Genomic DNA, 19,789 nt, shown 5'->3' with positions numbered 1-19,789 from the left:
TCTTACTTGATTTTTTGCATGAATTTTTGAAAGTGTGGTGCAAACTCCGTGAACAGTGGGTGTCCGCGATGCTTCAGAATCACCTCTCCAAATAATTTCAAACAGACTGCAAAGGAGGTGGCTGTCTGTGTCTCGAAGCCTCCGCGTGCTCGAATTTCTTCGACGATGCCAAGCATATCGGCGTGATTTCAGACTTTGAAAGATAGGTGGCTTGCCTGGTTGGTGGCTGCCCATTTGCATCGGTGAGATGCTCGACAGTTATTCGATAGCGATGCTGCCTCATGCAAGCCACTTCAGGTTTTTATTGAAAATTCACAACCGATATCTTTCATGCCGTTTTGGAGGAGAGAAAGAAGATGGTCATACAGTTTTAGCCTGTGACCGGGGCCCTTCCCATCGATTTGATCGGGGGCTCACGACGGTTGATGCGGTTGTTCCAGTTTTGCTTGTCGTGCTTTTTGCAAATTAAAGAGCGAATTCATTAATATGGCAAACAGTTATTTCTACTACACTCAGTAAAATATCTTATGAATTTGACCACTCAACAGCACCTTGCTCCTTGTTGGGCCTTGACGCTGCGGAAGGCGATGCTCCGGAGGCGATCGGCAGCGAATCGACTGGCCCTCGGCCAGGGGGCAACATCGGACACGCACTGGGATCAACAGTTGATCGGCGGCGGTGTTGCAGGAAGCCGTTAAAAACCCTGGGATGCCGCCATGCATCGGAGTATCGTCTCGATATCAAAGAGGCGGGGAGTCGACATGCGATGCACGATCGTTCTCGAGTTCGATGATGGCGAAGCCACCGCGGTCAAACGGGTTGAGTTGATGCGGTTCCACCGCGCCGACTCCGGCGAACCCGGCGACGTCGGCTTGTCCCTTGCAGAAGGCAAATCATTAGTCAATAGCGTTCAGCAGGAATTTGTCGTAGAGCAGATCGATCGCTACTGCGCGTTGCAGCGAGCTTGTAAAGCCTGCGGCGCGCTCCGTCGTGTGCATGACGGGCATTCCTCCGAATTGAAGACCACCCTGGGCAAGGTCTACTACTGCCGCGATCGATGGAAAGCATGCAAGTGTGGTGCGGACCGATCCAGGTATGTGTCGCCGCTTAAGAACTACGTTAAGGAGGCAAGCACGAGCGAGCTACGATGGCTGCATGCTGAACTCGGCGCCACGATGCCCTACCGGCAGGCCAAGCAGGTCATGGACCTTTTGTTACCTACCTCCGGACGCGATAGTCACGTGACGATCCGCAATCACACAATGGCCGTCGGCAAATCCCTACAGGACGCATTGCCCGTGCGGCGATGGTGCAAGGAGGAAAGTCCAATTGCTGAGCTAGGGATTGATGTCGGCTATGTTAGGCGAGCGCGAAATAATGGCAAGGGAACAGGCAAAGACAATCGCGCAAGGAAGACGTCATCATCGATAGCCGTCGTGGTTGCGGCGTTAGGCCAGCCTGGCAGCCAACCACGGGTCTGGGCTTCCGCCATGCCACGCACCAAGCGATTGCAGGAGGAAATGACAAAATTCCTCGTGGACAGCGGGTACGACGATCCTAATGAGGTCTGCGTCGTGACTGACGGCGCCCTGGATCTTGCCGGCGTTGCTGACGACCTTCCGTTCGATACCGAATGGGTACTCGACTGGGCGCACATCGGTCGAATGATGCGATATGTAGATCAAGCTATCGCTCCTCTGGCGTATGGACGCCTTACGGCTAACGGGTCAGCGTTCGAGCTTTGGGATTTGTTTGTTCGCTTTCGCAGCTTCGTCTGGACCGGACAAACGTTTCGTTGGCAGAAGCTCGCTAAGGAGCTGTGTTGCCTGCTTGAGCTGCGCGAACGACTCGACCCAAACGCGAGACGCCAAGCAAGACAAGCACATTGCAAGCTTATAGCTTTGATCAGCTACCTCAATAGCAACCTTGAGTCGCTAATCGACTATCGTGCCCGGCAGCGTGTTGGCCGACGAATCGCGACTGGCTTCGTCGAGTCATCTATCAATCGAATCATTGGTCGCCGCATGTGTAAGAGCCAACATATGCGTTGGAGTCGTACCGGGGCACACCGCGTCGTGCAAGTGCGCGTCGCGCTCTTGAACCAGGAATTTCACGAACTCGCTCAACGAGATTTCCCATGGATTGGCCAGCGACGTGTGTCTTGGCCCTGGCAGCGACCGTCCCGGGCTTTTTAACGGCTTCCGGCAACAGTAGCGGCTAGCGGCTGAGGGGGCGCCGTCAGTCCTGGCGCCCGAGGCCGTCCTCGACCAACAGGTCGACCAGCTTGCGCGCAAACAGTGGCAAGGCGCCGAGTTCGGCCACGCAGATCTGCAGCTTGCGCTCGGCCCATTCGTCGTTGAGCTTGACGATGCGCAGCGCCATCGTATGGGCGTGGCGCGCGGCGGTGCTCTCGGGCAGAACGCCGACACCGACATTTGCCTCGACCATCCGGCACGCGGTCTCGAAGTTGCTGACCTGGACGCGCCAACGCGGTTCGCGCTGCAGGTTCGCCCCAGCGCGCTTGAGGAAGTTGTGGATCGCGCTGGCTTCCGGCAGGCCGATGACGTCATAGTCCAGCGTATCGATAAAATCGACGCCATTGCTCTCGGCCAGCGGATTGCTCAATGCGGTGGAAAGCACTAGAGGGACAGGGGTGAGGGCAGGCACTTGCATACCGAGGCGCGGCTCTTCGTCGACGCTCCGGCCGTCACCCACACCCCTCTCCCATCGCCCGGGAAGCGGTCCTTCATTTGGGGGGCGGCCGGCGGCCAGCGCGCTGGTACCTGAATTCTGCACTCCTGCGCTGACATTCGGCCACTCCTCAACCGTTTGTCAGCAAACTGCGCCGCCGGCGCGCGGCGCCTTTCATTCCATTCGCACAAAAAAGAACGGCCGTCCCGGCGAGATGCCGAGCGGCCGCAAACGAGCATCAGCTCGGTGTCGATGCTTAGATTCGGTATGAAGTCGGAACGGTTCTGAAAATCGGATAGATGCTGCCGTAGTGTTGAAGCAAGGTAGGCGATCGTAACCAAAACTGGCACCGGCAACCAGGCCGCGCCAGATCCACCTGCCTGACATTACTGCCGCTTGGCCGCTCCTTTTTCTTGAACCTCTTGTCCAACTCCTTGATGACGATGAGCCGCCGACGGTTTGCTCAATCATGGCCACATGCTGCAGCCCCTCGCGCAAGCACCTTACCCCGCCTGTCGAATATATGACCTGGACGGGCAATACTCGCAAAATTTCAGTGCCGCAGTGTGTGTGCTTCGAAGCTACGGTGTTTGGCCGTCGTCAAAAATGTGGCCTGGAAGTCAAAATTATGGATCCCTCAACCGTACCCCGCCCATGAAAGACGCATGGGCCGCCTTTCGGGCCGGTACATATGCGTCGATGCGGCCGGGCAGCCGGGTCGCGACCACCGATGCGCGCCGCAAAAGAGCTAACGCGAAATCCCGGTCCAGCTCTCAACCTACCCGCTGCGCCTGCGCCCAAGCCAACTCGGCCACGCGCGCAAAGCGTTCGCCCATGGCATGCGCCTCGGCATTGGACGCCGTGCCGCGCGCAACTCTGCCCTTGATGCCATGCAGGATCGCGGCGAAGCGGAACATGTTGAAGGCGATGTAGAAATCGAGGTTCGGGATACCATCGCGGCCTGTACGCCTGCAATAGGCGTCGACATACGCAGCCTCGTCCGGCAATTCCAAGCCTGCCAAGTCCAGCCCCGAGATGCCACCCAGGATATCAGGCGGCATGCGGAACATCATTACATGGTAGGCAAAGTCGGCAAGTGGATCACCGAGGGTCGACAGTTCCCAGTCCAGCACCGCCAGCACCCGGGGCTCGGTGGGATGAAAAATCACGTTGTCGGCCCGGAAGTCGCCATGGGCAATGGCAACCTCATCGGCGGCTGGCAGATGCCGAGGCAACCAGTTGGCGAGCAGATCCATCGCGGGATGCCGACCGGCCAGTTCGTCGCTCAGGTACTGGGCCGACCAGCGCGCCACCTGGCGAGCCACGTAACCGCCAGGCTTGCCGTAATCGCTTAGACCGATCGAAGCGGGATCTATTGTATGCAACCGGGCCAGCGTCGCGTTCATCGCGTCCATGTACGCCGCCCGGTCATGCCGTGACACATCGGAAAAGCTGGCATCCCAGAAGATCCGGCCTTCGATCATATTCATGACGAAGAACCAGCTGCCAATTACCGAATTGTCGGTGCAAAGCCCGTGAATATACGGCACCGGAAAATCCGCTTGGCCGAGCGCCGCCATCACGCGCGCTTCGCGCTCCACCGCATGGGCGCCCTTCAGCAAGGCGCCGCGCGGTTTGCGCCGCAGCACATAGCTGCGGCCAGGCGTGGTCAGGCGGTATGTGGGGTTAGACTGCCCGCCCTTGAACTGGTCGATCGTGAGCGGCCCCGCATAGCCCGCCACATTCTGTTCCATCCAGCGCTCCAGGGCCGTCTGGTCGAACTGATGCTGCTCGCGCACCGGCACCGTGCCGGCGAAATCATGCCTGTTAGTCATGTTTGTCCTCGGCGTCGAAAGCGTTACGCTTCATCATCTTCGCTAGCGTCCATTTGTTAACTGCGATCGAGCCGTCATAGATTCGAAGGCATACGGCCACTCCCGGCCATATGCCTCCACTCAGGGTCTACACATCTTGCGTGCCGAGACCAGCGCCCTTATCATCGCGGTAGGAATGCCCATTACTGAGCACCCCCCGCACAGATCCGTACGAGCCCGATTCGGGCATACGGCTCCTACCTCGGGTGTTTGACGGCAAAGCGCCGGTCCGGCCATGGATGAAGGATTCGAGGCTGCGGGAGCCAGGCATCCGCGATCCGCTCGACCCGCGTCCACGTCATATGATTTTTTTGGCTGCGGCGCCTGAGCGCACGCCGCCAGAGGTCAACAACGTGGTAACGGAACGCGCTGAGCGCTCGCGAGTTCGTTGGTACCGCGTGGTACGCGAAGTATCCGCGCACCACCTGCCCAAGCCATTTTCCTTGCGCAGGAATCGGGTCGTGCATGCGCCGTCGCAGGTCCTCCTTGATCTGCCTGAGCTTCGCCCGCATGCGATCACCGCGAGTCTTCCTCTGCAACTGGAAGGCACCGCGACGCGATCGTCCGCAGATAAAGATGAAGCCCAGGAAGGCGAAGGTCTCCGGCCGGCCAAGGCCTCGACTCTGGCGGTTGGCCGCTGCGTTGCGGCCAAACTCCAGTAGCCTCGTCTTGTCCGGGTGAAGCGCAAGCGAGAACTCCTCCAGCCTCTGTCGCATCGCGTCCCAGAAGCGCCGCGCGTCAGCTTCGTGCTCGAAGCCAACCACAACATCATCCGCGTACCGCAGAATGATGACGTTGCCTTTAGCTTCCCGCCGTCGCCACCGGTTGGCCCAGAGATCAAACACGTAGTGCATATACACGTTCGCGAACAGTGGCGAAGCCACCGAACCCTGCGGTGTACCGGTTTCACTGACGCTCAGTTCCCCATTCTCCAGAACGCCCGCCTTGAGCCATTTCCGCACAAGGCGAATGACGCGCTCGTCGCCGATCCGATGCTCCATGAACCGAACCAGCCAGTCCTGACTGACCGAGTCGAAGAAGCTCCGGATGTCGGCGTCTAGGATCCAGTTCACCGGGGTGCGGATGATGGCCGTTGCCAACGCGTCCAACGCATCATGCTGACTGCGTCCGGGTCGGAACCCGTACGAGAAACCGAGGAAGTCTTCCTCGTAGATCGCATTTAGCACTCCAACCACCGCGCGCTGGACGATTTTGTCTTCCAGTGCGGCAATCCCCAATGGACGCTGTTTGCCGTCCGGCTTTGGTATGTACTGCCGCCGAACGGGTAGCGCCCGATACGCTCCGCTGAGTACTTGCGTGTGCAGACGCTGGAGATGCTCCTCCAGTCCTGCCTCGTAGTACCTCCACGTCATGCCATCCACTCCCGGAGCCGCGTTGCGTTTGAGCGCATAAAACGACTCCCGAAGCCGGTCGGCAGTGACGTGATGCAGCAACGCAGTGAACCGCTCCTTCTTCCGCTGCCTTGCAGCTCGCCGTACACGTTCCAGCCCCTGTGGCACGCTTGCCCGGTTCTGCGCCCGGCACGTGTTGGACTGACCCATGTTCCCCTTGGTCCCCGCCCTTCGCTCCACCCACTCCGCAGCCGATTTCCCGGCATTGTTCGCAGGCTTCCTCGCTAGTACGGCGGAGTCTGACTTCTCCCGTCCGTTCATCATCGGCTACGGCTCCTCGCCTTCCCGATGCGGACCAGGCCATGCTGCGACTGGCCAGACGAGAGATCTCCCGGTTCCCGCGCAAAGAGCGTCCGTGCGTGCCAGGGTCTTGGACCACGCCGGGTCGTCGAGGCACTCGCGTTCACGCGCCCCTTCATGTTGCCTTCCGCGTTCTGAACCGCGTCGGCACCCGGAACAACACAACTATCGCGGCTCGATGGCTGGCCCGCACGTTCCCCTACCGACGCTTCGCTGACCACCTCACGGTGGCCTGCGCACGGCTCGGGGCCGATGTGGTTCGCTATTCCTTCATCGCAGTGGACTTTCACCACCTACTCCTTACCGGTCTCCCGGCGCACTCAGAACTTGTGCCGAATCCCCAGCGCAACCCCGGTTTGGTTGGTTTTCCCCGGTGCGAGCGTCTGCAGCGAAGCGAAGTTGAGCGCAGAGTTTTTTGCGTAGGCGGCCACGCCATAGACGTCGGTGCGCTTGGATAATGAGTAGATTCCCTGCAACACGTACTGTTGCGGATTGGCCGGGTTGGCGACGCCTGCCTTCGACTTGATGTCGTCGTAGTAGTAGGCGAGCGTCAGCCCGAATGGCGTGGCGATCTGATAGCCGATGCCGGCCCAATACATATTGTCGCGCGACGAGGTAGCACCGTTTGCGGCGACGTCCTTGCCCCAGCGGTAGCCGGCCGAGAGCCGGATCGGTCCCTGCGTGTAGGTGCCGGCCACTGCTGCCTTGCGCGACTTGGCGATGCCGGCGGCGGTGTCGGGGCCATTGCCCTGGTCATAGATCGCCGAGACCGCAAACGGCCCCGACCCATAGCTGACGCCGCCGCCCCAGGATGCGCTGGCCTGAATCGAGCCAGGCTGTTCGCCGAACGCGTAGTGAGCCTGCGCCGTCAGCGCGCCGAGGGCGATGCGGTACTTGACCGCGTTATCGACGCGCAAGGGCCCGAGCAGCACCGAGAACGGTTCGTAGGTGCCCGAGTAGTAGAGCGGCGTAAAGTTGGCCAGGATGTCAAAAAACGTCGTGTATTGCCTGCCAAACGTTAGCCGTCCATAGGGCGATTCCATGCCGACAAAGGATTGCCGGTTAAACAAGCGCGAGGTGTCGGCCATCGTACCGGTGTCGATATTGAAGCCGCTCTCCAGCACGAACAGGGCCTTCATGCCGCCACCCAGATCTTCCACGCCGCGCAAGCCCCAACGCGGGCCGGACAAGCCGGCAGAGGTGAGCTTGACCGCCGACTTGGCGCTGTTATCTCCCGCAACTGCAGAACGATTGTTGCTGCTGTACTCCAGATAGGTATCGGCCACGCCGTAAATCGTAACACTGGATTGCGCGAATACGACCGGCGCCGACATACCCGTTGCACCCATCGCCATAACCGATGCCAGAAACCGAACCCGTCCAATCTTGTTCAAAACACTCCTCCTTATCGATGTGATGCACACCCTGCGGGAATTCCCCATTTCCCGGCGGCAATTTATTCTTCCTGCCTACCTGCCTACCTGCCTACCTGCCTGCTCATCAGAAGAACGTTTCTGATGATTCAATTCAGAAATATGAGATAACGCGCCGCCCCTCCTTACGCAGTGTTAGCCCCGGCCCATACCGAGGCAACAAATGGGCCGCCCTTCTCGAAGGCTCAGTCCAGCCGAATGTCGGCCGCCTTGATCAAGGCGGACCAGCGTGCCTGATCGGCGCGGACATCGGCGGCGAATTCCGGCTGCGGCTTGCCCCCGGGCTCGTAGCCCAGGTCGGCAAATTTCCTGACGACGTCCGGATTGCGCGTCACCGCCGAAATCTCGGTCTGCAAGCGCTTGACGACCTCCGGGGGCGTTCCCGCGGGGGCGAAGAAGGCGCCCCAGCCGAGCGCTTCGAAACCCGGCAAGCCAAGTTCCGACAGCGTGGGGACATCGGGCGTCAGGCGGCTTCGCTTGGCGCCAGAGGAGGCGATGATGCGCACCTTCCCGGATACGACATAGGGACGCACAGACGGGTAATCGGTCCACATCGCGGCGACCTCCCCGTTCGCCAGCGCTTGCACCGCGGCACTGCCGCCTTTGTAGGGGACGTGGAGCATGCCGGCACTTAGCGCCTGGTTCAATGCGTGGCCGTACAAGTGCGACGACGAGGCGTTGCCGAACGACGAGTATTCCCACTTTTTGGTGGTGGCTTTCGCCTCGCTGGTGAATGCTGCGAAATCGGTGGCCTTTACGCGGCTGGTGCTGACTGCCAGCCACAGCGGCGCGCTAACCAGGGTGGTCACGGGAACGAAATCGCGCAGCGGGTCATACGGGATCTTCGGCATCGCGCTGGCAGTCTGCAGCAGGATCGGAATCGTGAACAGTAACGTATAGCCGTCAGGCTGGGCCTTGGCGACATAGTCGCTGCCGATCACGCCGCTTGCGCCGGGCCGGTTGTCGACCACAATGGCCTGCTTCATATTGACCTGCAGCGCCGAACCGGCGATGCGCGCGACCACATCGGTACCGCCACCGGCGGGGAACGGCACTACGACCCGCACTGGCTTGTCGGGGTACGATTGGGCCGCAACCGGGCCGCACAGCAGAACCAGCATCGCCATCAGGGCACGCCGGCGGGGGAATGAAATCCACGTCATTGGATCACCTCGACAAATTCGGAAGAAAAAAAGGGGGCTCTGCGCGTATGCGCAGTGGCAAATGTCACAGCATGGTTGCGACTGAACGGCCCCACCGGGGCCGGCAGCGGCAGATCAGTCCGGTTGAATCCCGGCCTTCCCAATCAGCTCGGCCCAGCGCACTTTTTCGGCGCCGACTCCCTTGGCGAACGATTCCTGGGACTGCCCGCCGGGCATGTAGCCAAGGCTGCCGAGGCGTGATACGACATCAGGCTGATGGAGAACCTTCACGGTCGCCGCGTGCAGCTTGCGGACGATCTCTGGCGAGGTCTTGCTGGGGACGAACAGCCCGGCCCACGTCGGCAGATCGAAGCCCGGATAGCCTTGCTCAGCCAGCGTCGGCACCTCGGGCGTCAACGGCGACCGCTTGCCGCCAGTGACCGCCAGAAGGCGGATCTTGCCCGATGCCAGTTGCGGCTTCAGCGTGACGATATCCAGAATCGTGAGTGACACCTCGCCCGCGACCAGCGCCACGCTCGCCGGGGCAGAGCCTTTGTAGGGCACGTGGATCATGTCCAGCCCGGCCACTGCGTTGAACTGCGAGCCGAGCACATGTGCGGAGGAGCCGTTGCCGAGCGAGGCGAAGCTATGCTTGCCCGGATGCGCCTTGACGTCCGCCACGAACTCCTTGACGGTGCGCGCTGAGGTCCGCGAGGTACTGACCGCCACCCATAGCGGCGAGGTGACCACGTCAATGACCGGCGTCAGGTCTGCGATCGGGTCATATGGCAGCTTCTTGAACAGCGATGGCGTCTGCACCAGCAGCGGCACCGTCAGCAGGATCGTATTGCCATCCGGCGCCGACTTGGCCACCACGTCGGTGGCAATCGTGGCGCTGCCTCCCGGCCGGTTCTCGACGATGACGGTCTGCCCCAGCTCGACGGAAAGCTTCTCCGCCAGCAGGCGGCCCAGCACGTCGCCGCCGCCGCCGGGCGCGAACGGGACGACGATCCGGGCCACCGGCTTCGACTGAGCCCACACCGGGTTGCCGAGCGAAGCGAGGCACGCGGCCTGGGCAGCGAACGCGAGAAACGATCGGCGGGTTTTCGTGGACATGCTCTTGTCTCCTGTAGACGGCTGTCATGGCCGCCTTTCTTATGGTCTGGAATGGTGGAGCCTGCAGTGCCAGCTTTCCTTCATTGCAGAATTAGAGCGCACAACGCAGGCGGTGGAAAATAGCTTCGAAAGAACAGCTCACATCGTGGGATTTTCCTCGTCGGCATGGAGGGCAGCGGACCTCAAGGGCATTCCGCACCACCTTGCTCTGCTCGCGCGTTAAAATCGAAGCGGCGGCACGGGGCCAGCAGATCGGCATTCATAACGGACTCACCAGATGTCCGCCATCCACCACCAGCGTCGTCCCGGTCATTGCCGCGCCAGCATCCGATGCCAGCAGCAGAAGCGGCCCGTCCATGTCGGTCAGCTGGCAGAAACGCCGGCCGGGAATGCGCAGGCGCAGCTTCTCGCCGGCCTCGCTGCGCAGGAAGTCTTCGTTCATCTCGGTCATCACGTAGCCGGGGAGTAGCGCATTGACCCGGATCCGGTGCCGCGCCAGTTCCAGCGCCAGTGCCTTGGTCGCCTGGATCACGCCAGCTTTCGAGATGGCATACGGTGCAACGCCCGCCGTCACCCTGGCGCCAAGAATCGAGGCGATATTAACAATGCTGCCGCCGCCGGCATTCGTCATGCGCCGCCCGGCTTCGCAGGCGACCAGCCAGCACCCTTTCAAATTAGTGTCGACCACCGCATCGAAATCCGCCTCGGTCTGCTCTAGCGCCGGCCCGGTCAGCGCGACCCCGGCATTGTTGACGACCACCTGCGGAGTACCCCACGGTATCGCGTCGAAGCAGGCCTGGATGCTTTTCGCGTCGGTCACATCGAGCGCCAATGCGCACGCCGTTCCGCCCGCCTGCGAGATCACTTCGACGATCGGTTGCAGCTTGTCCACGCGACGCGCGGCGAGCGCGACACGCGCGCCGGCCTCCGCCAGCACAGATGCAAAGTGCTTGCCGAGTCCGCTCGATGCACCGGTGACCAGCACCACGCGCCCATCCAGCCGGAAGCGCTGCGATGGCGCGACGGCTGCAGCGCTGTGTGTGTCCTGCAATTCACTGTTCATGTTGTCGCCCGACTCTTTTACCGAGCGGAACAGCAGTCCGCTCGATCCGATTGATGTCAGCCAAAGTTAGCCTGCCTCTTCTGCAGCATCGCCGTCACGCCTTCGGTGAAGTCCGCGCTCGCGGCACATAGCGCGAAGCTTTCGGCCTCGGCGCGCAGCTGGGCCGTCAGATCGCGCTGGCCGGCATCGAGCAGCAAGCGCCGGGTCAGCGCCAGCGCCAGCGGCGGACCGGCTGCCAGGCGACGCGCGATCCCCTCGGCCTCAGCCATCAGCTCCGCCGGTGCCACCACGCGGTTGATCAGGCCGGCAGCGCATGCGTCTGGCGCGGACAGCGGCTCGCACAACAGCGCAAGCTCCAGGGCGCGACGCAGCCCCACGGCGCGTGGCAGGCGCCAGGTGGTGCCGCACTCGGGGCTCGCGCCGACCAGCGCGGCGGCGACATTGAAGCGCGTATCCGCCGCGGCGACGATCAGGTCCGCGGCCAGCATCACGCCGATGGCACCGCCCGCCACCGCGCCGTGTACGGCGGCTACCTTCGGGAATTCGAGACGCTCCATCACGGCAAGCGCGCCGTGCATTTCGTCGACAATCTCGGCCGGGCTGCCATGCGCCGAGGTCATCGCCTGCAGATCGCCGCCGGACAGGAAGGCCCGCCCTTCGCCGCTCAGGATCAGTGCACGCACATCGGTGGCGGCCGCGAGGTCTTCGCAGGCAAGGCGGAAGGCCCGCGCTAGCGCAAGGTCGACGGCGTTGCGCGCCGCCGGCCGGTTGAAGCGGATATGCGCAAGGCTCCCATCCCGCCATGCCAGCACCGGCATGGTGGCCTTCGTATCGGCACCGATCTCAGTGAGCGGCTTCACGCTTCCCCCTCCCGCTCCACCACAAAGCTGGCCACGGTGGCGCACGACCCGCCGATATTCAGCGTCTGGAGCCGCTTTGCGCCTTCGATTTGCGCCTCCCCTGCCGTGCCGGTCACCTGGCGCGCGGCATCCAACAACATGCGCGCGCCGGTGGCGCCCACCGGGTGCCCACACCCAATCAAACCGCCGCTCATATTGACGGGGCACCGTCCGCCCGGTTCAATGCTGCCGTCTTCCACGGCTTGCCAGCTCTGCCCCGGCGGCGTCAGGCCGAGGTGATCCAGCGCCACGTACTCGGTGGTGGTGAAGCAGTCATGGGTCTCGACCCCGTCGATCGCCTCAATACCCGTCACATTGGCCCGTCGCCAGGCATCCTCGATGGCGTGGCGCAGGTGCGGGAATACATAGGCCTGGTCACGGCTGCGCTCCAACTTGTCCTGCAAGCGCAGGCCGGCGGTGCGGTGTCCCCACCCTGCGATACGCGGCAGTTGGTCGACCGATGTGCCGCGCCGGCACGCATACTCCTGCGCGAAGCGCGGCGAGGCCAGTACAATGCCGCAGCCGCCGTCGGTCACCTGGCCGCAGTCCTGGCGGCGCGTGCCCGGCTCGATCAGCGGGTTGGCTTCGTCGTTGTCGGTGAAACTGTCGGCGTTGAACTGCCAGTTGCGGGTCTGCGCCAATGGATTGCGGCGAGCATTACCGTAGTTAATCTCGGCAATGCGATTCAGGTATTTTCGGTCCAAGCCGAAGCGGCGCTCATACTCGTGCGCGATGCGCCCAAATGCCGCGGGCCACATGAAGGTACATTCGATCTCTTCGCGACCTTGCCACGCGGCGGAATTCTGATTTTTTGAGGCTTCGTGGCCCGAGATGTTTTTAAACTCCTCGGCGCCTACCACCAGCACGCAATCATAGCGCCCGGCTTCGAGCTCCGCCATCGCCGTCAGTACTGCCAGCGACGACGACGCGCAGGCGCCCTCATGGCGCATGGCCGGTACGCCCCACAGTTCCGGCACCACTTGCGCCACCATCGCGCCGAGATGCGCCTGCTGGCGTTGCAGTTCACCGAACGCGTTGCCGACGTGGATGCTCTCGATCTGCGCTGCATCGAGCGCGCAGGCGTCGAGGGTGCCGAGCGTGGTGTCGCGGATGATGTCGGAGATGTCCTGTCCATGGCGGGACCAGACCTTGGCGAAGTCGGTCTGGTAGCCGCCGAGGATGTATGCGGATTGGCTCATGTCAATGGCTCGGTTGGGGGTTCACAGCAAGCCAGCCCAATCGGACTGGATGTCCCTCGCATCGGCCCAGCACGCATGCGTGCCGCTGCTGACGCGATGGGGAAGGAAAATGCGCGCGACCGGCCCGGCGGCGAGATCGCGGGCGTCCAGCACCAGGCATTCGGAACGCTCGGTGTTCATGTCGGTGACGAAACTGACCACATAGCCATCGTCCTCACCCTGCGCGTCGTGACACGGCGCCATCGGCGATTCGCTGCCGAAGCGGCCTTCGCCGAACAGATACTGTTGCGACTCGCCGGTGGTGTGGTCATAGCGCAGGATGCCGTCGAACAGGAATGCTCCGGGATGCGCAAGCATGTTGTACGAGTAACGATACGGCTTGCCCCAGTACTCCATGTTGACCATGCCGAATTCGAGATAGCGCTCGTCCAGGCGGCGTTCGCGCGTAGCGCCGGTGCGCAGGTTGAAGCGCCATTCGTACAGCGTCGGGCCATACCGGTCCGGCCCCATGGTGTTGCCGGTGTTGTCGTAGCCGGCCTTCGGCATGGGCGTCTTCTGGTGATAGCCATGCAGCACCACCTCGTCACCGTCTTCCCAGGCATTGAGCCAATGCAGCACGTAGGTCGGGCTCGCCTCGAACCAGCGGATCTGCGCCGAGGCGGCCCCGCGGCGCGGCACGATGGCAAAGCGCGACGGCTTGTCGGGGTAGTAGCTGAGCTTGTGCTTGCCTTGCGGCAGCAGATTCTCGTCCCAATGCAGCGGAAAGTCATTCAGGATGGCGAAATGTTCGGTGAACGCCATGTCGTGCGGAAGCCGTGGGCCCGGCAGCGGCACCGGCACGTAGTGCACCAGCCGGTTTTGCCGGTCGACCTCGCCGTAATGCATGTACGGGGCGTCCTTGCTGTAGTTGAAAAAGAGCAGATCGCCGGTGCGAGGATCGACTTTGGCATGGGCGGAGAGGCCGCAGTCCCGCAACACGTCGGCGCCCCAGGCATCGACCCCCTCCAATTCCAGGGTACGTGCATCCAACCGGTACGGTTCGCCGCATTGATAGAACATCGCGAGCGCTTTGCCGGCATGGACGATGACGTCGGTCGCGGCGCTGTCGCGCAGCCCGCCGCGCGCGCCCCAGCCCGGCAGCTCCGACAAGCTCGGCTTGTCGATCAGGCCGGCATACAGCGCCCGCCCGGCTTGTTGCTCCTGCTGGAACGCCTTGGTGCGGACGAAGCGGTTGCGGTATTCGCAGCGCCCGTTTTGAAAGCTCATCAAGTGCAACATTGCGTCACCATCAAAAGGATGGAACTTGCCGAGCGGCTGGTGCACCGGGTTCTGCGTGTTGCGCAGATAGACGCCATTGAGGCGTGCCGGGATCGTCCCTTCGACCTCGAGGTCAACGGCATTGACTTCGCGATAGTTAGGGGTGAACGGCCCGGAAGTGTAGGGATGCCCTTCGAGCGCTAGCGTAGGGTGGATTTCTCCGACGACTTCGACATGCATGGTTGACTCGCTATATGAAATTTGATCGATGCGGGCGATTCAGTGCTACCCCTGCACCGCCGCACTCGTGTTCTGACTTACGCTCGCCAGCAACTGGCGCAACTCCCGCTTGAGCACCTTGCCGACCGGGTTGCGTGGGAGCTCGGCCGTGATCAGCAATTGCTCCGGCAGCTTGAAGGCTGCGACACCTTCCGCGCGCAAATGCGCCACCAGCGCAGGCAACGTGACGGTGGCGTCTGGTTGCGGCACTACTACCGCGCAGACACGCTCGCCCAGTATCGGATCGGGGCTGCCGATTACCGCCACCTCCCGGACATCGGGGTGGCCGAGCAGCAGGTTCTCGACTTCCTCCGACGAAATATTCATGCCACCGCGGATCACGATGTCCTTGTGGCGCCCTGCGAAGCGATAGAACTGATGACGATTTCCAGCGATTTCGAACAGGTCTCCGGTGCGGTAGTAGCCTTGCTCGTCGAACGCGCGCGCCGACAGCTCAGGGGCGTTGAAATAGCCGCTGAAGATCGCTGGTCCCTGGAAGCGGAGTTCGCCGACGTGGCCCGGCACATCGATCTCCGCGCCGGTATCGGGATCAACGAGGCGGGTGCGGATACGCTTTGCATTGGAGTGCGACCAGGTGTAACCGGGCACTCCCATGCGCGGAAAGTACAGCGCGCGCTGGCTGCGGTCGGGGATGTCCTCCGGCGTCGACGACAGTGCCGCGCCTTCATTCGAGCCGAAGTAATTGACGATTTCGACGTTGAAGCGCTGCGCGAACTGCGCCACCAGCCAGTCCGCCAGCGGGCCGCCGCCCGAACCGATGCGTTTCAGGCGCTGCAGGTCGACTTCGCTGAGACGTTCCGGCTCCTTGAGCAGGCGGCTCAGCACGGCCGGGGCAGCCACCGTATAGTCGATCAGGCTGGTTCGCAACTGCGTGAGAAATACCTCGATGTCGAACGGGTGATGATGATGCAAGCCGCCGCCGATCAGCAGCCACGCCACGAGGCTGGTCGAGACTCCCGCCATGTTGACGAAGGGGAAAGGAATCAGCAGCTGGTTGCCGGGCTGCAGGCGGCCGGCCTCCACCACCGATTGACCGACCACCAACCACTCGTTGTGGTTGCGCGGCACCCCCTTGGAGCGGGCTTCGGTGCCGGAGGTCCAGCAGATGGTGAAGACGTCATGGGCCGTCAGGCCAATCGCCTCCATGTGCGCGCATAGCGCCGCCGCGTTCCACCCAGTGGTAGCCGTTAGCGCGGCGTCAAGGTCGCCGATGGCGGGCGGCAAGGCGTCGTCCGAACCGTCCCGATAGCACCAGACTTGCTCCAGCGCGGCGCATTGCGTCATGTAGGCGGCCCACTGCTCGGCCGCGTGGAAGGAACCGACGCGCTGCGTCGTGATGGCGAACCTCGCGCCGGTGATGCTCAGCACGTGGGACAGCTCATGCCAGCGGTACTGCATCGGCACAGGCGACACGATGACGCCGGAGATGGCACAAGCAATGTATAGCGCGTGCAGCTCAACGCAATTCGGGAGCTGCAGCACAATGATGTCGTCCTTGCGCAAACCTTGCCGGTGCAGCCAAGCGGTGTAGCGGCCGACTTGCTCGAGGAGTTCGCCCCACGTCCACTGTTGCGCCGCCTTGCCCCACAGCGCAGACCGGTTAGGTGGATCGGCGACTGCGAAGGCGGTAGGCTGCCGCACCGCGGTCTCGACGAACATTGCGCCAAGCGTCCGCTCGCCCCACCATCCGCGCGCGACATAGTCTTCGATTTTGTCCCTGGATACCAAGATCATGATTTACTTCCAACGATTAAGCGTCGCTTGACTGACAAAGGTGGCGTGAAAACCGTTGGGGACGCGGCGTGGCAACAGCACGCGCGCAACGGGTCCTTGGGCAAGGTTCGCGCCCCTGCAATCAAACACCTGAATTTCCGAGCGGGCATCAACAGGGTTCCAGACAAAGCAGACCAAGTAGCCGTCGTCTTCGGCCATGCTGTTGTCGCGCGGCGCGAAGCCGGGCTCGTTGTAGAAATGGCGCGGGCCGGCGCTGTATGCGACATAGCCGCCGGTATCGAGGTCATACTTGACCAGCCCCGGGAAGCGGGGCTCTTCGTGGCCGCCATGCGGAAACACTACGTTGTACGACCAGCGATTCCTGCGCCCCTGGTACGTGCTGTTGATGACGGGGAATTCCGTGTTGAGCACGTCATCGATCGGGCCTTCGCGCGTCTCGCCTGTCTTCAGATTGAAGCGCCACTGGTAGAGCAGGAAGTCGCGCTGCCGCAAATGGATGGTCCGCTCCAGCCTGCGCGCGTCCGGCTGACCGTCGGGGCCTGCGTGGATGCGGTACGGCGTGCCGATCATCACGATCTCGTCACCGTCTTCCCATGCATTGACAACGTGCAGCATGTACGTTGGCTTGGCGCTGAACCAGCGAATCTCATCTGCGTGGCCATGGCGCGGAATCACTGCAAAGCGCGACGGTTCGCTGACATCGAAGCGCAGCTTGTAGCGTCCCGCGCGCAGCGCCTCGGCGTCTGGCCGCAACGGGAAGTCGTGCAGAATGCTGTAGTGCTCGGTGATGGCCATGTCGTGCGGAAGACTTGGCGCGTCGAGCGGGATTTCGGTGCGGTACACGACCTTTCGATCCCGTCCGATCACGCCGTATTCCATAAACGGCCGCGTCAAGCCATAGTCGAAGAACATCAGCTCGCCGGTGTGCTCGTCCGGTTTGGAATGCGCCGAGATCCGTGTAACGGCCCCGCTGAAATCGGCGGGACCAATGGTCTGCAGACTGTCGGGATCGACCGCGTACGGCATACCAGAGCGATACCACATGGTAATCAGCCGGCCCGCGTGGTACTTCACATCGGTGTTGGAGGTGTTCTTGAGCGGCTCGTCGGGCCGGTCCGCGCGCAGCGGTTCCTTTAGTCCCTTCCACAGCGCGCGCCCCGCGGCCTTCTCTTCCTGCAGCGCGCTGGTGGCGATCCATCGGTTGCGGTAGCTCACCCTGCCGTTGCGGAAGCGCACCGCATGCAGCATGCCGTCGCCGTCGTAGGCGTGATAGCGCCAGTCAGGTGGAAAGTAGTTGTTGGGTCCGTTGCGCACATACAGCCCATTCAGATCCGCCGGCACACAGCCGATCACGGGCAACTCGTCAAAAGAGTCTTCCTGCTGGATGCCCGCGTTGTTGCCGCTCAGGGCGGGATTGTCGAGGACGGGCAGATCGTCTTGCATACTGAGTGCCTCCGTTGCGCTGTGAAGATCGATGGCGTCAGTCTAGGGAGTGAGCTCGGGAAACACCGACAGCATTTTTGATATACTGATGGTTGTTTCGATATGTCATAAATACCCTGTTCATGTCCGTTCCGCGCCGCGTACCGCTCGACCTGCTCGAATACGAGGGAGACCGCCAATTCGCCACGACGCTGGCGCGCGGGATCGCTCTGTTGCGCTGCTTTACGCCTGAGGAGCCGGTACTGGGTAACAAGGAACTCTCGCGCCGCCTGGAGCTGCCGGTGGCGACCATTTCGCGACTGACCTACACCTTGGTGGCAATGGGCTATCTGGCCCAGGACGAGCCTCACGGCAAATACCGGCTCGGAAGTGCGGTGCTCTCGCTGAGCTACCCGCTGCTGGAATTGTTCACGATCCGCCGGCGCGCACGACCCTACCTGCTCGAACTTGCCGAAAGCACGGGAGGCTCGGTGTCGATCGGTATCCGGGACCGCCTCAGCGTCGTCTATATCGAGGCAATCCGCTCGCACCACCACAAGGTTTATCCGCTGGATGTGGGGACGCGGCAGTCCCTCGCCGGGACCGCGATCGGGCGAGCCTACCTGATGTCATGCGCGCCATCAGAGCGCGAGGCCTTGATGAACCAGTTGCGGGTCCGCGCGCCGGAGGAGTGGCAGCGGCACCAGGCGGAGTTACGCCGCAACATGGCCGAGTATTCGCGCTGGGGGGCCTGCGTGTCGGTCGGCGAAATCTTTCCCGATGTGCAGGCGGTGGCCGTGCCACTCGGCCGGATTGATCGCGGTGAGCCCGCGGCGCTAAACTGCGCGTTCCAGGGACGTCCACTGAACCGATCCTGGCTGCTGGAAGAGATCGGGCCGAAATTGCAAACTTTGGCCCGTCAGCTGATGTGAGACCAGGCGGGGCCAGCCGCGCCTTGCCGTATAAGCAGTCTATTATCCCTCGCCGCGCCAACCAAACGGGCCGACTTCTTGCACCAGCAACTCGCCCAGTTCCGCGCGACGCTTCGCCGGCATCCTCGAGTTGATCGCCGCGATACTAATCCCTGCATAGCTGTTGCGGGTCAGCGCGAACGCGCATCCTACACCGCTCATTTCGACATGTGGATCCGCCGACTCCGAGTAACCGAGCTTTCGTGCGCGTGCGATCAGCTGGCGCAGCTGGCTTGCGCTGATACCGAGCCGGCTGTACTCCTTGCCATTTCTTGCGAGCATTTGTGCAATCTCTTCATCGGGCAGCATGGCCATGATGGAAACACCCACTGCGCTAGTGGCGAGCAGGCGCCGAACGCCGACCTGCACGATGAAAGCCTTGACCGGATAATCGCCCTCCTCTCTGCACAGGCAAACGGCGAAATCGCCGCTGCGCACGAGCAGGAATACCGTGTCACCGGTCTGGCGAGCCAGCCGCTGCATCACCGGGCGAAAACGATCGCTTACGCTAGACAGCCCAGCGGACGAGAACCCCCATTGCAGAGCTTCGATTCCGAGCCGGTAGAGCTTCGTGGTACCGATGCGCTCGACGAAGCCCTCTTCGATCAGACACGTCAGCAAACGATGCGTGGTCGAGCGATCAAGCCCTGACACCGCGATCAGATCGCGCAGCCGGATGCCGGAGCCATGGTTGGCGCCAACATGCCGCAACAGCGACAAGGCCCTGGCGGCACTTTGCGTGCCCGCTACGGGGGACAAAGCAGTATTTTTCTCATCCATTGAGCAAATATAGCAAATTCCGCTTGTATGCCGAAAGTCCGTCCCTTGTAATCGCGACAAACGGGGCTGTCGGTCGCTGGCACTAACCATCGGGATGATGGTGATTCGGTGAACGCGCTGTCATGGCAAGCAGGGAACAACGCGCGACGCCCCACTCTAGTCGAACGGAGGCTGCATTGAATCGCATCAGACTATG

Annotated in this window: 16 protein-coding genes and 1 pseudogene; 3 read left to right on the top strand and 14 right to left on the bottom strand. The window is 62.2% G+C overall.

The features are described 5' to 3' along the window. Positions 1-2: 2 nt before the first annotated feature. Positions 3-176 carry a DUF3861 family protein gene (locus tag ABNX08_RS09340; RefSeq protein ID WP_349606932.1) on the bottom strand — a complete coding sequence of 58 codons (174 nt, stop codon included), beginning with the start codon at positions 174-176 and terminating at the stop codon, positions 3-5. Positions 177-761: 585 nt separating this feature from the next. Between ABNX08_RS09340 and ABNX08_RS09335 the strand changes: the two genes are divergently transcribed. Continuing rightward, a complete protein-coding gene (locus ABNX08_RS09335; protein ID WP_022534924.1) occupies positions 762-2,195 on the top strand; it encodes an ISKra4 family transposase in 1,434 nt (477 codons plus the stop codon). A gap of 43 nt (positions 2,196-2,238) precedes the next feature. Here ABNX08_RS09335 and ABNX08_RS09330 read toward each other — a convergent pair. From ABNX08_RS09330 to ABNX08_RS09305, 6 genes and pseudogenes are all read right to left on the bottom strand, one after another. Beyond that, positions 2,239-2,646: pseudogene (locus tag ABNX08_RS09330) on the bottom strand (LysR substrate-binding domain-containing protein); the annotation flags it as partial. Between the two features lie 818 nt (positions 2,647-3,464). After that, positions 3,465-4,526 carry a phosphotransferase family protein gene (locus ABNX08_RS09325; RefSeq protein ID WP_022534922.1) on the bottom strand — a complete coding sequence of 354 codons (1,062 nt, stop codon included), beginning with the start codon at positions 4,524-4,526 and terminating at the stop codon, positions 3,465-3,467. 236 nt (positions 4,527-4,762) lie between these two features. After that, a complete protein-coding gene (gene ltrA / locus ABNX08_RS09320) occupies positions 4,763-6,238 on the bottom strand; it encodes a group II intron reverse transcriptase/maturase (protein ID WP_374063673.1) in 1,476 nt (491 codons plus the stop codon). 359 nt (positions 6,239-6,597) lie between these two features. Continuing rightward, the gene (locus ABNX08_RS09315) at positions 6,598-7,671 is read right to left on the bottom strand and encodes a porin (RefSeq protein ID WP_051369727.1); all 1,074 of its coding nucleotides are present in this window, start codon (positions 7,669-7,671) and stop codon (positions 6,598-6,600) included. Between the two features lie 224 nt (positions 7,672-7,895). Then, positions 7,896-8,873, bottom strand: a complete 978-nt coding sequence (locus ABNX08_RS09310; protein ID WP_022534919.1) for a tripartite tricarboxylate transporter substrate binding protein — start codon at positions 8,871-8,873, stop codon at positions 7,896-7,898. Positions 8,874-8,987: 114 nt separating this feature from the next. Next, positions 8,988-9,968, bottom strand: a complete 981-nt coding sequence (locus ABNX08_RS09305) for a tripartite tricarboxylate transporter substrate binding protein (RefSeq protein WP_022534918.1) — start codon at positions 9,966-9,968, stop codon at positions 8,988-8,990. Between ABNX08_RS09305 and ABNX08_RS09300 the strand changes: the two genes are divergently transcribed. Further along, complete coding sequence (locus tag ABNX08_RS09300; RefSeq protein ID WP_349606031.1) at positions 9,961-10,191, top strand: hypothetical protein; 231 nt, start codon at positions 9,961-9,963, stop codon at positions 10,189-10,191. The two genes, ABNX08_RS09305 and ABNX08_RS09300, sit on opposite strands and share 8 nt — an antisense overlap. A gap of 36 nt (positions 10,192-10,227) precedes the next feature. On the opposite strand, the gene ABNX08_RS09295 is transcribed toward ABNX08_RS09300, so the two are convergent. From ABNX08_RS09295 to ABNX08_RS09270, 6 genes are read right to left on the bottom strand one after another with little or no spacing between them, the layout of a single operon-like run. Beyond that, positions 10,228-11,031, bottom strand: a complete 804-nt coding sequence (locus ABNX08_RS09295; RefSeq protein ID WP_022534917.1) for an SDR family NAD(P)-dependent oxidoreductase — start codon at positions 11,029-11,031, stop codon at positions 10,228-10,230. A gap of 56 nt (positions 11,032-11,087) precedes the next feature. Further along, entirely contained in the window at positions 11,088-11,891 is an 804-nt protein-coding gene (locus ABNX08_RS09290) for an enoyl-CoA hydratase-related protein (RefSeq protein ID WP_349606033.1), read from the bottom strand. Continuing rightward, entirely contained in the window at positions 11,888-13,129 is a 1,242-nt protein-coding gene (locus tag ABNX08_RS09285) for an acetyl-CoA acetyltransferase (protein WP_022534913.1), read from the bottom strand. The genes ABNX08_RS09290 and ABNX08_RS09285 overlap by 4 nt, the downstream gene beginning before the upstream one ends. Before the next feature lie 21 nt (positions 13,130-13,150). Further along, complete coding sequence (locus ABNX08_RS09280) at positions 13,151-14,626, bottom strand: carotenoid oxygenase family protein (RefSeq protein WP_022534912.1); 1,476 nt, start codon at positions 14,624-14,626, stop codon at positions 13,151-13,153. Positions 14,627-14,671: 45 nt separating this feature from the next. Continuing rightward, positions 14,672-16,420, bottom strand: coding sequence for a class I adenylate-forming enzyme family protein (locus tag ABNX08_RS09275; RefSeq protein WP_022534911.1), 1,749 nt, complete (start codon positions 16,418-16,420; stop codon positions 14,672-14,674). Between the two features lie 3 nt (positions 16,421-16,423). Next, on the bottom strand, positions 16,424-17,863 hold the full coding sequence (locus ABNX08_RS09270; RefSeq protein ID WP_022534910.1) for a carotenoid oxygenase family protein: 1,440 nt from the start codon (positions 17,861-17,863) through the stop codon (positions 16,424-16,426). A gap of 122 nt (positions 17,864-17,985) precedes the next feature. On the opposite strand from ABNX08_RS09270, the gene ABNX08_RS09265 reads away from it, so the two are divergent. Then, positions 17,986-18,774, top strand: coding sequence for an IclR family transcriptional regulator (locus tag ABNX08_RS09265; RefSeq protein WP_022534909.1), 789 nt, complete (start codon positions 17,986-17,988; stop codon positions 18,772-18,774). Positions 18,775-18,816: 42 nt separating this feature from the next. Here the strand turns inward: ABNX08_RS09265 and ABNX08_RS09260 are convergent, their stop codons facing one another. Further along, complete coding sequence (locus ABNX08_RS09260; protein ID WP_022534908.1) at positions 18,817-19,593, bottom strand: IclR family transcriptional regulator; 777 nt, start codon at positions 19,591-19,593, stop codon at positions 18,817-18,819. Positions 19,594-19,789: the final 196 nt, after the last annotated feature.

It is taken from the genome of Cupriavidus sp. DF5525 (genome assembly GCF_040149425.2).
GTDB lineage: Bacteria > Pseudomonadota > Gammaproteobacteria > Burkholderiales > Burkholderiaceae > Cupriavidus > Cupriavidus pickettii_A.
Note: the sequence above shows the minus strand (reverse complement) of the source record. Positions and strands in the feature narration are given on the sequence as shown.

What these genes read in the sequence shown, in the direction of transcription:
- ABNX08_RS09340 (WP_349606932.1), bottom strand. Translation starts at nt 176, where the DNA reads ATGCTTGGCATCGTCGAAGAAATTCGAGCACGCGGAGGCTTCGAGACA.
- ABNX08_RS09295 (WP_022534917.1), bottom strand. Translation starts at nt 11,031, where the DNA reads ATGAACAGTGAATTGCAGGACACACACAGCGCTGCAGCCGTCGCGCCA.
- ABNX08_RS09270 (WP_022534910.1), bottom strand. Translation starts at nt 17,863, where the DNA reads ATGCAAGACGATCTGCCCGTCCTCGACAATCCCGCCCTGAGCGGCAAC.
- ABNX08_RS09280 (WP_022534912.1), bottom strand. Translation starts at nt 14,626, where the DNA reads ATGCATGTCGAAGTCGTCGGAGAAATCCACCCTACGCTAGCGCTCGAA.
- ABNX08_RS09310 (WP_022534919.1), bottom strand. Translation starts at nt 8,873, where the DNA reads ATGACGTGGATTTCATTCCCCCGCCGGCGTGCCCTGATGGCGATGCTG.
- ABNX08_RS09260 (WP_022534908.1), bottom strand. Translation starts at nt 19,593, where the DNA reads ATGGATGAGAAAAATACTGCTTTGTCCCCCGTAGCGGGCACGCAAAGT.
- ABNX08_RS09305 (WP_022534918.1), bottom strand. Translation starts at nt 9,968, where the DNA reads ATGTCCACGAAAACCCGCCGATCGTTTCTCGCGTTCGCTGCCCAGGCC.
- ABNX08_RS09285 (WP_022534913.1), bottom strand. Translation starts at nt 13,129, where the DNA reads ATGAGCCAATCCGCATACATCCTCGGCGGCTACCAGACCGACTTCGCC.
- ABNX08_RS09325 (WP_022534922.1), bottom strand. Translation starts at nt 4,526, where the DNA reads ATGACTAACAGGCATGATTTCGCCGGCACGGTGCCGGTGCGCGAGCAG.
- ABNX08_RS09335 (WP_022534924.1), top strand. Translation starts at nt 762, where the DNA reads ATGCGATGCACGATCGTTCTCGAGTTCGATGATGGCGAAGCCACCGCG.
- ltrA (WP_374063673.1), bottom strand. Translation starts at nt 6,238, where the DNA reads ATGAACGGACGGGAGAAGTCAGACTCCGCCGTACTAGCGAGGAAGCCT.
- ABNX08_RS09265 (WP_022534909.1), top strand. Translation starts at nt 17,986, where the DNA reads ATGTCCGTTCCGCGCCGCGTACCGCTCGACCTGCTCGAATACGAGGGA.
- ABNX08_RS09275 (WP_022534911.1), bottom strand. Translation starts at nt 16,420, where the DNA reads ATGATCTTGGTATCCAGGGACAAAATCGAAGACTATGTCGCGCGCGGA.